Raw genomic sequence first — 14232 nt, forward strand, 5'->3', positions numbered from 1 at the left:
AAATTATACGGAGGATAGATTATGGCGTTTGAAGGACTTTCTGAAAAACTTAACGGCGTGTTCAAGCGTCTTAAATCAAGAGGTAAGCTCACGGAGGCTGACGTTAAGGAGGCTATGCGTGAGGTAAAAATGGCTTTGCTGGAAGCTGACGTAAGCTACAAGGTGGTAAAGGACTTTATCGCAAAGGTAACTGAGAGAAGCGTCGGCGAGGAAGTGCTCAAGAGCCTTACCCCAGGTCAGCAGGTCATCAAGATAGTTAATGACGAGCTCATAAAGCTTATGGGCGAAGCTAATTCAAAGATAAACTTCCCTAACAAGCCGCCTTGCGTTATTATGATGTGCGGTCTCCAAGGTTCGGGTAAAACTACTCACGCTGCAAAGCTTGCAAAGATGTTCAAGAAAGAGGGCAAGCGTCCTCTGCTCATTGCCGCCGACGTTTACAGACCAGCGGCTATCGAACAGTTGAAAGTTGTGGGCGAGAGGGCTGAGGTCTCAGTTTTTGAAATGGGACAGATCGACCCGAGAAAGATTGTTAAAGAAGGTATCAAGCACGCAAAGGATTACGGCAACGACCTTGTTATCATAGATACGGCGGGACGACTTCACATTGATGAAGAGCTTATGAACGAGCTTAAAGACATCAAGAAGATCGCTGAGCCGAATGAGATCATGCTGGTCGTTGACGCAATGATCGGTCAGGACGCAGTTAAGGTGGCTTCAAGCTTTGACGAAGCCCTCGGAATCGACAGCGTTATCCTTACAAAGCTTGATTCTGATACAAGAGGCGGTGCGGCGCTTTCCGTGCTGGCTGTAACAGGTAAGCCTATCAAGTTCGTTGGTATGGGCGAAAAGCTCGACGAGTTCGAGGTCTTCCACCCTGAGCGAATGGCTTCAAGAATTTTGGGAATGGGCGATATGCTCACCCTTATCGAAAAAGCAACGCAGACTGTTGACGAGAAGGACGCCAAGAAGCTTGCAGAAAAAATGCAGGAGAAAGGCTTTGACCTCAACGACTTGCTTGAGCAGATGAAGCAGATACAGAAAATGGGTTCGATGAAGTCCATTATCAGAATGCTTCCGGGCGCAAACAAGGTAACGGACGAACAGGTCGAGCAGGGTGAAGTCCAGCTCAAAAAAACAGAGGCTATGATAAATTCGATGACAAGGGCTGAAAGAGAAAAGCCTGCCATCATCGACCCGAAGAGAAAAAGACGTATCGCTGCCGGAAGCGGCACGCAGGTATCTGACGTGAACCAGCTTCTCAAGCAGTTTGATCAGATGCAGAAGATGATGAAGCAGTTCGGTATCGGCGGAAATCTTCACGGAAAGAAGTCCAGAAGAAACAGAGCGGCGCTTCTCAAAGGTCTCGGCGGCGGAATGCCTCAATAACAAATTGCTATCAACAATCACAAGATTGATTTGATATATGAAGATATTTTTCGGAGGTGAAAAAACAATGGCAGTAAAGATCAGACTCAGAAGAATGGGCGCTAAGAAGGCACCTTTCTACAGAATCGTAGTTGCTGATTCAAGATACCCAAGAGACGGACGTTTCATCGAAGAGCTGGGCTACTATGACCCAACTAAGGAGCCTTCCGTACTCAAGGTAGACGATGAAAAGGCTAAGTCCTGGATCGCTAACGGCGCACAGCCAACTGATACAGTTAAGGCTCTTCTCAAGAAGAACGGCACTATCTAATCAGTCAAGCTGAAAGGATCACCTGAGCGGTAAGCTTCCTATCCCACCACTTCGCTTACCGTTTTTCGGCAGGGGAAAACGCTTCCCTGCCGCATTTTCGTGGGAGAATGGAGGACATTTTTATGAAAGAATTACTGGAGACTATCGTTTCTGAGCTTGTAGAAAACAAGGACGCTGTTGAAGTCGTTGTTGACGAGCCTAACGATGAGGGCATTGTTGTATATCATCTGCACGTTGCTCCCGACGATATGGGCAGAGTTATCGGCAAGCAGGGCAGGATCGCAAAGGCAATTAGAGTTGTAATGCGTGCCGGTGCTTCCCGTATAGATCAGAAGATAATGGTCGAGATCGACTAAGATCAAGTCGGCTGATAATTTTCAGAGAATAAATCATCACCTCTTGCAGATAATAGCAAGGGGTGATTTTTTATGCGCAGTAAAATTAACATAAAGGCATTTGCGGTGAAGCATTTCAGCGCATTGACAGGGCTTGCAGTGGGGCTTTGCAACGGACTTTTCGGCTCTGGCGGCGGAATGATCGCCGTGCCAATGCTTGAAGCAAGCGGCTGCGAACCAAAGAAAGCCCACGCAACTTCTATCGCCGTCACTCTGCCGTTATCAATTATCAGCGGAATGATATATTTCGGCGGAGGAAGCCTTGATATAAAGCAGGCGGTGAAATTTATCCCCCTTGGTCTTGTGGGAGCGGCGATGGGTGCGCTTATAATGAAAAAGCTTTCAAACAGCCTGCTAAAGCGCATTTTCGGCGCACTTATGATAATCGCAGGGGTGAGGATATTTCTGAAAGGGTGAAAATTTATGTCGGCGGTGGCAATAAACCTTGTGGCATTTCTCACAGGGATAATGGCTTCAATGGGGCTGGGCGGCGGAATGGTTCTCATCGTGTATCTGACGGCATTTGCAGGCTTTTCGCAGATAGCCGCACAGGGGATAAACCTTGTGTTCTTTGTGCCCATAGCCGTTGCGAGCCTTATTTTTCACGGCAAAAACGGCCTTGTGGAATGGAAAAAAGCCATTCCACGGTGATATGGGGAACGGCTTCCGTAATAGTATTCAGCATTATCGCAAACAAGCTTCCGCAAGGGGTGCTATCAAAAGCCTTTGCGGTGTTTTTGATACTAATGGGGCTGAAAGAATTATTTTTCAAGAGTAAAGACAACAAGCTCAAAGGGGTCTGAAAAGCGTTGGGTGAGGCCGCTGTTGCCCACGCCCCTTGATACGACCAGCGTTGTGTCATCAATGGTGTAAGTCCCGTCGGTGTATTCGGGGAAAAAGCCCTGCCCTGGGGCATAAAGACCATTCACAAGGGGCAGTCTGATAAGTCCGCCGTGGGCGTGGCCTGTAAAGTCGATGTCAATATGCGTGCCCGACTGCAACGCCATATTGCTGAAATGTGCGCAGTCCTCTGGATAATGATTTAACAGTATCACAAAATCATCTGCGACCTGCGAAAACGCTTCGCTCTCATTCTGCATATCGTCAAAGCCCAGCAAGCTTATGCTGTCGCCATTGCGTGTAAGTGTGGTGTGCTCATTGTAAAGCACGTTTATGCCATAGCTTTCACAGCCTGCGATGAATTTCTCCCTGTCCTCCTGCGACAAGCCATATTCGTGGTTGCCCAAAACGAGATACACAGGGCAGATATCGGGAAGCTTTTTCATAAGCTCCAGCGAGCGGTCAACATCGGGAAAAAGCTGGTCAACGCTGTCCCCCGTGACGAAAATATAATCGGGATTGCAGTCCTTCACCTTATTCGTCAGCCTGTCGATATAGCCGCTTCCCCACTCGTTGTGAAAATCAGATATCTGAACTATCTTGCAACTGTCAAAGCCGTCGGGCAGTTTTTCAAACTTCGCCGAAAGCTCCTTGACCTCGATATAAGTGTTCGACCACACAAAGTCGGCTATTATCATCGCCGCAAGGATCATCACCACAATGAGGATATTCCGCTTCTGCTTTTTAATCAGCCTGCTTTGCTTTTTTTCTTCTGTATTCAAGATATCCCTCCAAAATAATAGTTGCTGCAACGGTATCGACAACGGCTTTTCTAGCCTTGCCCCTGACATTTGTCTCGTTGAGGATATTGTGAGCTGTGACAGTTGTCGAGCGTTCATCCCACATTTTTACAGGAATATCTGTCAGCGATCGGAGCAGCTCGGCAAATGCCCTGCACTTCTCTGCTCTCGGACCTTCTGTGCCGTTCATATTTATGGGCAAGCCGACTATTATCTCACCTGCGCCGTATTCTTTTGCGGTGTCAGCGGCTTTCTGCGCAAGCCGCTGAGCGTTGTATTCCTTGACCGTGCCGATAGGCGAAGCGAGAAATTCCGTTCTGTCGCTAATTGCGAAGCCTGTTCTTGCATCACCGTAATCTACTGCCATAATCTTCATTTATCACACCTCATTCAAAAACCTGTTTAAGTTAAAGTTGTTGTAGATATTATATCACAAGGCGGCGGCTAAGTCAATCTCTGTGCATAATCACTATATTTTCTAATATTTTTTTGTAATAGCTTAACAAAATGTTAATTGAAAAAGTCATAAACGTATGTTATAATTTGTCTAGTAAATAAAATAACAAGATAAAAGAATAACAAGAAAATTTTAAGAGTTACGGAGTTGTACATATGAAAAAGATAATCACTTCAATTATTATGTGCGCAGCGGTGGCTTTGTCAGGACTTTTCAGCCTTTCTGCATCGGCTGACGTATCTGACGTAAAGATCGACTGCAAAGACGCAAAGGAAGCACGCACCTGGGGCAAGAGCCTTTCTATCCCAAAGGATACTTTTGACCTTGGCAGGATAACGGACAAGACCCAGTTCATCGTTACATTTGAGTACAAGAACAAAAAGGAAGCTGAAAAGGTAACAAAGTCCCCTATCGGACTTGCTATCCAGAGCTATACCGACTCAGAAAACGCCCTTGCTGACGAGGACGGCAACGTATGGGCAGAGGTAACGCCTAAGACATACGATGAGAACAGCGCAACGTTCTATTATGAGGATATCGTAAAGGCTTACACTTCAAAGGATTTCAGCAAGGTGGATTACATTCACGTTATCGCACCTTCTGATATCGGCGTAAAATGCACGAGCCTTACTATCACAGACTGCAACGACAAAGCTCCAGAGACGACCACCACTACAACAACAGAGGCCGCAAAGGACGAGTCAGTAGCCGAGACAACAGCCGCAACGACCGCTGCCACAACAGCAGCCACCACAGCAAAGTCTGAAAGTTCGGACAGCTCAAGCCCTATATTCCTTATCATAGGAATAGTTGCAGGCGTTGCGATCGCAGTTGTAGTTGTCGTTGTTATAATGAACAAGAAGTCAAGCGAAGCCTTTGACGTAAGCACAGGCAAATTCGTTGACAAGAAGAAGCTTTTTGACGGCGACGACGATAAAAAGTAAACTTTTATGATGATACAAGGGCAGGAAAGTCACGGCTTTCCTGCCCTTTTTATTCCGACAATATCCGCCGCAAAACCGCTTGACAACACGGTTTAATGTGATATAATTAAGGTAAGAACACAAGAAACAATGATTTGATATGTAAGGAGGAAAAGCTATGAGCACAAAAGAACTTGCATACAGTATGATCGACAATCTCACAGAGGAACAGCTCAATGCCCTTATAGTTATCTTGCAGGGGCTTCAAAAAGAAGAGCCGAATGAGGAAACAAGAAAAGTCCTTGACGATGCAAAAGAAGGCAAAAATCTTGTAGGTCCGTTTGATTCGGTAGACGAGCTTTGGGAGAGTCTAAATGCTTAAAATAACTTATCATAACAGATTTAAAAAGGACTTCAAAAAGGCTAAAAGCCGTGGGCTCAATATGGCACACCTTAACGAGGTCATCACAATGCTTGCCGAAGGCAATCCGCTTCCGCCAAAATACAGAGAACATTCGCTGACAGGAAATTACAATGGCTTCCTTGAATGTCACGTTGAACCCGATTGGCTTCTTATCTATGAAAGACGTTCCGATGAACTTATTCTGCTGTTGTACAGAACAGGTACTCATAGCGATCTGTTTTGACCGCTGTAAGTTGATTTATAACTTCCCAGCAGGAGGACGAGCAATCGTTCCCCTGCTTTTTTTCGTGCATAAATATTGACTTATGGGCGGAATTATGGTATCATATTAAAAGGTATATTTAAAGGTATTTTTAACAAAACGGAGGCTATATATTATGTCAATTTTTAAACTTGAACCAGCATTTAAGGACTATATCTGGGGCGGCACAAGGCTCAGAGACGAATACGGCAAAAAGTGCGATCTCGATAAGGTCGCTGAGAGCTGGGAGCTTTCCTGCCATAAGGACGGTCCAAGCGTTGTTGCTGACGGCGAGTATAAGGGTCTGACGCTCAATGAGTACATCGAAAAGGCTGGCAAGAGCGTTCTTGGCAAGAACTGCGAGAGATTTGAAAACTTCCCTATCCTTATCAAGCTCATCGACGCTAAGGACAATCTTTCCGTACAGGTCCACCCTGATAACGAGTATGCAATGAGAGTTGAGGGCGAATACGGCAAGACTGAAATGTGGTATGTCGTTGACTGCGACGAGGGCGCAACTCTGCTTTACGGCTTCAAGCACGAGATCACAAAGGAAGAGTTCGCAAGAAGAATTGCTGACAACACTCTTCTCGAAGTAGCAAACGCTGTTCCTGTTAAGAAGGGCGACGTTTTCTTCATCAAGTCTGGCACGCTTCACGCTATCGGCAAGGGTATCCTTATCGCTGAGATACAGCAAAATTCAAACACTACATACAGAATTTACGATTACGGCAGAGTTGGCAAGGACGGCAAGCCTAGAGAGCTTCACGTTGACAAGGCTCTTGACGTTACAAAGCTCGCTCCTGCTGAGCAGTATCCTGAAACTCCTGTTGAGGAAAAGGATGGCTATAGCATCAAGTTGCTCTCAAAGTGCGAATATTTCACAACTTACAGAGTAAACGTTGAAACAAAGGCAGAGCTTGAGGCTGACGAAAACAGCTTCAACAGCATTCTCGTTCTCGAGGGCGAGCCTGTTATCAGCGGCGGCGAAACAGTTTCCGCTAAGAAGGGCGAAAGCGTGTTCGTTTCAGCAGGCACAGGCAAGTACACAGTCGAGGGCAAGTGCACATTCGTGCTCACAAAGATCGACTAAGGAGATAAAAAATGCTGAAGCTTGATCTGAAAAAGGAGATCGGCGAGCTGTGCGCACTTGTTATCGCAGTTATCGTGGCGTTTGCGACCCATAAATTCTGGGTGGGACTTATCGTTTTTGTGGTGCTTGAATTTATCTACCTGATGGTCTATGATATGATTGCAAAGAAAAAGGAAGCCGCAAAGCCAAAGGAAGCCAAGGAAGAGATAAACTTCCACGAATATGACGACGATACTGAGGACAATGACGCACAGTAAGCTCAGTAAATAAAAGGGAGAAATTATTATGAAGTATTACATAGGCATAGATCTTGGCGGCACAAACATCAAGGCCGGCGTTGTGAACGAGGAGTTCGAGATCGTTGCGAAAGCGACCTGCAAGACAAATCTTCCAAGGCCTGCTGACGAGATATGCGCCGATATGGCAAAGGTAGCCCTTGAAGCCGTTGCAAACGCAGGGCTGGAAATATCGCAGATAGAGTCTGTTGGTATCGGCACACCAGGTACGGCTAATTCAGCAACAGGCGTTATCGAGTATTCAAACAATCTCGGCTTCCTCAACTTCCACGTTGTTGAACTTATGAAAAAATTCATCGACAAGCCTTGCTATGTTGAGAACGATGCAAACGCCGCTGCATACGGTGAATATGTTGCAGGCGCAGCAAAGGGCGCAAACGACGCTGTTTGCATTACACTTGGCACAGGCGTTGGCGCAGGCGTTATCGTTGACGGCAAGATATATTCGGGCTTCAACTTTGCAGGCGCTGAGATCGGTCACACAGTCATCGACCCTAACGGCCCACAATGCACTTGCGGCAGACACGGCTGCTTTGAGGTATTCTCCTCTGCAACAGGTCTTGTAAGAATGACAAAAGAGGCTATGTTCGAGGACAAGGACTCTATTATGTGGAAGATGAACGAAGAGGACGGCAAGGTATCTGCAAGAACTGCTTTCAATGCAATGAGAGCTGGCGACAAGGCAGGCAAGGAAGTCGTTGACAAGTACATAAAGTATCTTGCTTGCGGTATCACAAACACGATCAATATTTTCCAGCCAGATATCCTCTGTATCGGCGGCGGCGTGTGCAATGAGGGCGACCCTCTGCTCCTGCCTCTAAAAGAGCTTGTGGCAAAGGAAGTTTACACAAAGAATTCTGAGAAGAACACAGAGATCGTTATTGCAAAGCTTGGCAATGACGCAGGTATAATCGGCGCTGCGTTCTTGGGTCTTTCTCACAAGAAATAAAAAAGCAAAAAACACAAATATATTAAAAGGGGTAACTATAATGGGACTATTTGATAAGCTTTTGAAAGGCGCAGTAGACGCTATCGACAACGCAGCAGCAAAAAACGGCAACGGCCCGACAGGTCTTAAAGATCTGTTTGACCAAGCTATGGACAAGAAGAACGAGGCTATAAACGGCTCATCGAGTTCGACTGCTTCAAGCAAGCCAAGCACTGCGACCACTTCAAGCACAAGTTCAAGCAAGAGGAGCAACTACGCTTATACAAGACCGACATACCACACTTCACCGGAAGTGCTTGCCACGGGAAACGTTCCTGCAAAGCCTTCAAGAAAAGTGGATTTTGAGATATATGACGGCGAGGATGGCGAGATAAGAACGAAGGTCACATTTGATCTAAGCGGCGATTTTCTTGACACGGACGGCGATATCTGCTATATAGCGTCCTACCTTCCGAACATTAACGATGATGATTATGATTCGGGCTATTCCGATGATAACACTCCGCTATTTGGCGTTGTTGACGCACCGGATAACAAGATATATGAACTTATCAAAAAGGTGGAAAATGGCGGCGTGCCTGATGACGCATTGATGTATCTGCCTGTTAATGATATGGGTCCATATGTGTGCTTCAAGGCAAAGGTCGAGGACAGAGGCAGGGCGACTTATTTCTATTATTGTCCGCTCTACGAGCATTGTGATCTCAAGTGTCAGTTTGGCGTAAGCTATAACAGCGATTCTTTTGGCACACCACTTGAGAAAAAGCTTATGGCGGCTGTTGATGAAGCAGTCCGCACTATCCAAAAAGAAGTAATAGAAATAGAGGATAGACCGTTCCGATAGAAAGGACAAACAAATGAAATTCAATGTTATGGGATTTATCCCTACGCTGCTGCTTATCCTGCCTGTGGTGTTCGCCTGCTTCAAAACGCCTGCTGACAGACCTGATCTGCCCGAGGAAAACATTATCGTTTTTATCGCAAAGTGCGTGGGCAGATTTGGCTGCATAGGCTATATGTGCCTTGCTATCGGAGATTACAAGGTAGGATTTTCAAGCAAGCTGCTTTTCGTGCTGTGGATTATACTCAGCATTGCAGCCGTGGCATTTTACTGGCTTATGTGGGCGGCGCAATATAAAAAGGGCAACCACTTTGAGGATATGTACAAAACAGGCATTCCCCTGTTCATTATCCCTGGGGCATACGTCCTGCTGACAGGTCTGCTGACGCTGAATATGATGCTCATTATATTCTCAGCACTTGACCTTGTGTGCGAATATTGTGCGGCTTATACTGTAAGAAAGCAGCTCCGTGAGGGCATTACGGTATCAAACGATGATGACGATAACGAAGAGGACGAAGTCGAGGATACTGACAAGGCAGCTGAGGGAAAAGCTGAAACTGAGCAGACTGAGCAGGAAGAAGCTCAGACCGAAAATGATGGTAATAATGATAATGCTGATGAATGATCGCAAGCCGATGTATTTATCAGCTGGAAATAACTAATCTTTAAATCTTTATAAAAAAAGAGGTAATCAGAAATGGCAAGCAATTGTAATTATTTTTGTGACGGAGTAGACAAGGCTCCGCAGAGATCGCTTTTCAACGCTCTCGGAATGACAAAGGAAGAAATGGAAAGACCGCTGGTTGGTATCGTTTCATCTTATAACGAGATCGTTCCGGGTCATATGAACATCGACAAGATCGTTGAAGCCGTTAAAATGGGCGTTGCAATGGCAGGCGGAACACCTGTCGTATTCCCTGCTATCGCTGTTTGCGACGGTATCGCAATGGGTCACAAGGGTATGAAGTATTCTCTCGTTACCCGTGACCTTATCGCTGACTCAACAGAGTGCATGGCTCTTGCTCATCACTTTGACGCTCTTGTTATGATACCAAACTGCGACAAGAACGTTCCAGGTCTGCTTATGGCTGCGGCAAGAGTTAATGTTCCAACAATTTTCGTTTCCGGCGGTCCAATGCTGGCTGGTCACGTTAAGGGCAAAAAGACTTCCCTTTCAAGTATGTTCGAGGCTGTCGGCACTTACAACGCAGGCAAGTTCACACTTGATGACGTTGAAGAATTTGAAAACAAGGCCTGTCCGACCTGCGGAAGCTGCTCGGGTATGTATACAGCTAACTCAATGAACTGTCTGACAGAAGTTCTCGGTATGGGTCTTAGAGGCAACGGCACTATCCCTGCTGTATATTCTGAGAGAATAAAGCTTGCAAAGCATGCAGGTATGCAGGTTATGGAGCTTTACAAGAAAAATATCAGACCAAGAGATATTATGACAAAGGGCGCTTTCATCAACGCTATCACAGCTGATATGGCTCTTGGCTGCTCAACAAACTCAATGCTCCACCTCCCTGCTATCGCTCACGAGTGCGGCGTAGAGCTTGACCTTGACTTTGTTAACGAGATCTCAAAGAGAACACCGAACCTCTGTCATCTTGCTCCAGCAGGTCATACATATATGGAAGACCTTAACGAAGCTGGCGGCGTTTACGCTGTTCTTAACGAGCTCAACAAGAAGAACCTTATCAACACAGACTGCCTCACCTGCACAGGAAAGATTGTCGGCGAGAACATCAGCGGCGTTGTAAACAAGAACCCTGAGCTTATCAGACCTATCGACAATCCATATTCACAGACTGGCGGTATCGCTGTTCTGAGAGGCAACCTTGCACCTGACACCTGCGTTGTAAAGCGTTCAGCAGTTGCGCCTGAAATGCTTGCTCACGAAGGCCCAGCAAGAGTATTCGACTGCGAAGAGGACGCTATCGCCGCTATCAGAGGCGGAAAGATCGTTGAGGGCGACGTTGTAGTTATCCGTTACGAAGGACCAAAGGGCGGCCCTGGAATGAGAGAAATGCTCAATCCTACATCTGCTATCGCAGGAATGGGTCTTGGCTCAACTGTTGCGCTTATCACAGACGGACGTTTCAGCGGTGCTTCAAGAGGCGCTTCTATCGGACACGTTTCACCTGAGGCTGCTGTCGGCGGCCCTATCGCACTTGTTGAAGAGGGCGACATCATCGCAATCGACATCGACAACTGCTCTATCACACTTAAAGTTTCTGATGAAGAGCTTGCTGAAAGAAGAAAGAACTGGAAGCCAAGACAGCCAAAGGTCACAACTGGCTATCTTGCAAGATACGCTTCTTTGGTAACTTCTGCAAACAGAGGCGCTATACTTCAGATAAAAGACTAAGACAATACTTTAAGGCATTGTCTCTATGCCTGCGGCGGATACGCTCTGCCGCAGACAATTTTATATACTAATATAGTATCACATTTTCAAAACAATAACTAATTACAGGAAAGGCGGAAGATATATGAAAAAATTTATCTCGGGCTTGCTTGGCATTCTGTTCCTCGTTATACTTGTGGTGGGAATTTTCCTTTGCACATATCTCTTTAGTCAGCCATCACGTTCGGGCGACTCAAAGGAGCTTATTTCGGGAGTTTGGACAGACAAGAAAGAGAACGTCTCATTCACCTTTGACTCAGAGGGCAATTTCAAGATCGCACAGGCTGACGACGATACGCTTATCGCAAAGGGCTGGTTCAAGATCAACGAGGACGAAGGCAAGATACAGCTTCTCGTTTCACCGACTGACAGAGACGATAATTACGATATCGGTCTCAGGCTGAAATTCTTCTCAACTCTGTCATACAAGAACCTTGATATTCCAACAGAGGAAGAGATAAACAGCAACGAGAAAACCGCTGCGACCTGCAAGTTCATCTTCCAGAATGCTGACAGCGTTTATTCCTGCGAGAGAACTGACAGCGACGGCGACCTTTACGATGGAAAGCATTGATCGGTGAAAGCAAATGGAAATACTTATTAAAAACGTCCACGCCTGCGATCCGCAGACTGGGCTTGACAAGATCACAGATATCGGCATTGACGGCGGCGTTATCGTCAAGATCGGCGAGATAAACGAGCCTGCCGCAAGAGTTATCGACGGCGAGGGCAGACTTTGCGCTCTGCCGGGACTGTTCGATATGCACGTTCATTTCCGTGACCCTGGACTGACTTACAAAGAGGATATCATCACAGGTGCAAACGCCGCAAAGGCTGGCGGTTTCACGGGCGTTGCCTGTATGCCGAACACAAAGCCGCCGATAGATTCACCCGAGGGCGTGAAGTACGTTTTCGACAAGGCAAAGAAAACAGGCATTGACGTTTTCCCTATCGCCTGCGTGACTAAGGGAATGAAAGGCGAAGAGCTTTGCGACTATGACGCATTGAAAGCTGCTGGAGTTACGGCGATATCAGACGACGGCAGACCTGTTGAAAATGCTGAGCTTATGAGACAGGCAATCCAGTCCTCCAACGAAAATGGACTTATCGTGACGTCACATTGCGAGGACTTGAAGATCATAAACGGCGGTATCATCAATAAGGGCGAAGTCTCAGAAAAGCTTGGCATCAAGGGTATGGACAGGGCTTCTGAGGACTACATCACAGCCCGTGAGATATGCCTTGCGATGAGCTGCGGCGCAAGAGTGCATATCTGCCACGTTTCCACAAAGGGCTCCGTTAACATTATCAGGGCGGCGAAAAAGGACGGCGTGAAAGTCACCTGCGAGACTGCACCGCACTATTTCACATTCACGGACGAAAAGCTTTTGGCTCGTGACGCTGATTTCAGAATGTCGCCTCCGCTGAGAACGGAGGAGGACAGAGCGGCGGTTGAAGAGGCTGTCCTTGACGGCACTATCGACTGCATTATCACCGACCACGCTCCGCACTCCGCCGAGGAAAAGGCTGACTTTGAGAAAGCGCCAAACGGCGTTGTGGGACTTGAAACTTCCCTTGCGGCGACCCTTACAAAGCTTTATCACAGCGGTGAATGTGGTCTTGACAAGATCGCAGAGATCATGTCCGTGAACCCGAGAAAGATTATGAGGCTTGAGCCTATCAAGATCGCCGAGGGTGAAAGGTGCGATCTTTGCATATTCGACCCCGATCTTGAATGGGAAGTTATCCCTGCTGAGCTCAATTCAAAGAGCAAAAACAGCGTTTTCAAAGGCTCTACCCTCAAAGGCAAGGTAATGTATACCATTTGCAGAGGAAAGATCGTTTTTGAATTGTAATTTCAATTGTTACAATTTAGCAATTATAAAATATCCGAAAGGAAGATAAAAATGGCATTTGACAGACTTATTGAAAATATCGTAAAGACGCAGAACCCGTCAGTTGTGGGACTTGACCCAAAGCTTGACTACGTTCCCGAATACATCAAGGAAAAGAAGTTCAAGAAATACGGCAAGACCCTCAAGGGCGCAGCAAAGGCTATCTGGGAGTTCAACAAGACCATAATCGACGAGATACACGACATCTGCCCTGCTATCAAGCCGCAGGCTGCTTACTATGAAATGTACGGCTATGAGGGCGTAAAGACCCTTTACAAGACTATCCAGTACGCAAAGGAAAAGGGTATGTTCGTTATGACCGACGGCAAGAGAAACGACATCGGCGCAACGATGGAAGCTTATGCAACGGCTCACCTTGGCCTTACAGACATTGGCGGAGAGCTTGTTGAGGCATTCGGTGCAGACGCTCTTACAGTAAACGGCTATCTCGGCTCTGACGGAATAGACCCGCTTCTCGAGCAATGTAAGAAGTATGACAAGGGCATTTTCGTGCTTGTAAAGACTTCCAACAAGTCCAGCGGCGAGCTTCAAGATCTTATGATCGGCAACAAGACTGTTTATGCCACAATGGGCGATATGTGCGAGCGCTGGGGCAAGAACGTTATGGGCAAGTATGGTTACAGTGGCGTTGGCGCAGTTGTCGGCGCAACTTATCCTGAACAGCTTGCTGAAATGAGAAAGGCTCTGCCGCACACATTCTTCCTTGTGCCCGGTTACGGCGCTCAGGGCGGCGGCGCAGAAGGCGTTTCAAAGGCATTTGACGATCACGGACTTGGCGCTATCGTGAACTCTTCCCGTGGCGTAATGTGCGCATACAAGAAAGAAGATAACTGCGACGAGCACGATTTTGCAAAGGCTGCAAGACGTGAGGTCATCAGAATGAAAGAGGATATCATTTCATATCTGCCAAAGATCACACTTGAATAATTTGATAATACGATCACG

The 14232-nt window shown here is 46.7% G+C and carries 20 protein-coding genes; 18 read left to right on the top strand and 2 right to left on the bottom strand.

Annotation, left to right across the window (positions count from 1 at the left end; translation table 11 throughout):
- Positions 1-21: 21 nt before the first annotated feature.
- From ffh to QZ371_RS10420, 6 genes are all read left to right on the top strand, one after another.
- On the top strand, positions 22-1389 hold the full coding sequence (gene ffh, locus QZ371_RS10395) for a signal recognition particle protein (RefSeq protein ID WP_295212288.1): 1368 nt from the start codon (positions 22-24) through the stop codon (positions 1387-1389).
- A gap of 67 nt (positions 1390-1456) precedes the next feature.
- Entirely contained in the window at positions 1457-1699 is a 243-nt protein-coding gene (gene rpsP / locus QZ371_RS10400) for a 30S ribosomal protein S16 (RefSeq protein WP_022286623.1), read from the top strand.
- Between the two features lie 122 nt (positions 1700-1821).
- Entirely contained in the window at positions 1822-2055 is a 234-nt protein-coding gene (locus QZ371_RS10405) for a KH domain-containing protein (RefSeq protein WP_295212296.1), read from the top strand.
- 72 nt (positions 2056-2127) lie between these two features.
- The gene (locus QZ371_RS10410) at positions 2128-2511 is read left to right on the top strand and encodes a sulfite exporter TauE/SafE family protein (protein WP_295212301.1); all 384 of its coding nucleotides are present in this window, start codon (positions 2128-2130) and stop codon (positions 2509-2511) included.
- A gap of 6 nt (positions 2512-2517) precedes the next feature.
- Positions 2518-2745, top strand: a complete 228-nt coding sequence (locus QZ371_RS10415) for a hypothetical protein (protein ID WP_295212311.1) — start codon at positions 2518-2520, stop codon at positions 2743-2745.
- Positions 2721-2897 (top strand): hypothetical protein, encoded by a 177-nt coding sequence (locus QZ371_RS10420; RefSeq protein ID WP_295212315.1) that lies wholly within the window; start codon positions 2721-2723, stop codon positions 2895-2897. The genes QZ371_RS10415 and QZ371_RS10420 overlap by 25 nt, the downstream gene beginning before the upstream one ends.
- Here the strand turns inward: QZ371_RS10420 and QZ371_RS10425 are convergent.
- Together QZ371_RS10425 and ruvX are read right to left on the bottom strand one after the other, a co-directional pair.
- Positions 2856-3716 carry a metallophosphoesterase gene (locus tag QZ371_RS10425; RefSeq protein ID WP_295212320.1) on the bottom strand — a complete coding sequence of 287 codons (861 nt, stop codon included), beginning with the start codon at positions 3714-3716 and terminating at the stop codon, positions 2856-2858. The genes QZ371_RS10420 and QZ371_RS10425 overlap by 42 nt on opposite strands.
- Positions 3679-4110, bottom strand: coding sequence for a Holliday junction resolvase RuvX (gene ruvX / locus QZ371_RS10430; RefSeq protein WP_295212322.1), 432 nt, complete (start codon positions 4108-4110; stop codon positions 3679-3681). Before ruvX ends, QZ371_RS10425 begins: the two co-directional genes overlap by 38 nt.
- A 236-nt stretch (positions 4111-4346) precedes the next feature.
- Here ruvX and QZ371_RS10435 point away from each other — a divergent pair, with 236 nt between their 5' ends.
- The 12 genes from QZ371_RS10435 to pyrF all read left to right on the top strand — a co-directional run bounded on the left by QZ371_RS10435 (position 4347) and on the right by pyrF (position 14214).
- Complete coding sequence (locus tag QZ371_RS10435; protein WP_295212327.1) at positions 4347-5135, top strand: hypothetical protein; 789 nt, start codon at positions 4347-4349, stop codon at positions 5133-5135.
- Between the two features lie 157 nt (positions 5136-5292).
- Complete coding sequence (locus tag QZ371_RS10440; protein WP_295212333.1) at positions 5293-5496, top strand: hypothetical protein; 204 nt, start codon at positions 5293-5295, stop codon at positions 5494-5496.
- Entirely contained in the window at positions 5489-5761 is a 273-nt protein-coding gene (locus QZ371_RS10445; RefSeq protein WP_295212339.1) for a type II toxin-antitoxin system YafQ family toxin, read from the top strand. The genes QZ371_RS10440 and QZ371_RS10445 overlap by 8 nt, the downstream gene beginning before the upstream one ends.
- Positions 5762-5915: 154 nt before the next feature.
- Positions 5916-6872, top strand: a complete 957-nt coding sequence (locus QZ371_RS10450) for a type I phosphomannose isomerase catalytic subunit (RefSeq protein ID WP_295212343.1) — start codon at positions 5916-5918, stop codon at positions 6870-6872.
- Positions 6873-6883: 11 nt separating this feature from the next.
- Positions 6884-7129: a hypothetical protein gene (locus QZ371_RS10455; protein WP_295212344.1), complete on the top strand. Its 246-nt coding sequence runs from the start codon at positions 6884-6886 to the stop codon at positions 7127-7129.
- A gap of 28 nt (positions 7130-7157) precedes the next feature.
- Positions 7158-8117 (top strand): ROK family protein, encoded by a 960-nt coding sequence (locus QZ371_RS10460; protein ID WP_295212347.1) that lies wholly within the window; start codon positions 7158-7160, stop codon positions 8115-8117.
- Between the two features lie 40 nt (positions 8118-8157).
- Positions 8158-8961: a hypothetical protein gene (locus QZ371_RS10465; RefSeq protein ID WP_295212349.1), complete on the top strand. Its 804-nt coding sequence runs from the start codon at positions 8158-8160 to the stop codon at positions 8959-8961.
- A 13-nt stretch (positions 8962-8974) separates the two neighbouring features.
- Positions 8975-9586, top strand: a complete 612-nt coding sequence (locus QZ371_RS10470; RefSeq protein ID WP_295212356.1) for a hypothetical protein — start codon at positions 8975-8977, stop codon at positions 9584-9586.
- A gap of 72 nt (positions 9587-9658) precedes the next feature.
- Entirely contained in the window at positions 9659-11332 is a 1674-nt protein-coding gene (ilvD, locus tag QZ371_RS10475; RefSeq protein WP_295212358.1) for a dihydroxy-acid dehydratase, read from the top strand.
- 124 nt (positions 11333-11456) lie between these two features.
- Entirely contained in the window at positions 11457-11945 is a 489-nt protein-coding gene (locus QZ371_RS10480; protein WP_295212362.1) for a hypothetical protein, read from the top strand.
- 13 nt (positions 11946-11958) lie between these two features.
- Positions 11959-13227, top strand: a complete 1269-nt coding sequence (locus QZ371_RS10485) for a dihydroorotase (protein ID WP_295212368.1) — start codon at positions 11959-11961, stop codon at positions 13225-13227.
- A gap of 51 nt (positions 13228-13278) precedes the next feature.
- Positions 13279-14214, top strand: a complete 936-nt coding sequence (gene pyrF / locus QZ371_RS10490) for an orotidine-5'-phosphate decarboxylase (RefSeq protein ID WP_295212373.1) — start codon at positions 13279-13281, stop codon at positions 14212-14214.
- Positions 14215-14232: the final 18 nt, after the last annotated feature.

Source organism: Ruminococcus sp., from assembly GCF_019423705.1.
Taxonomy (GTDB): domain Bacteria; phylum Bacillota; class Clostridia; order Oscillospirales; family Ruminococcaceae; genus Hominimerdicola.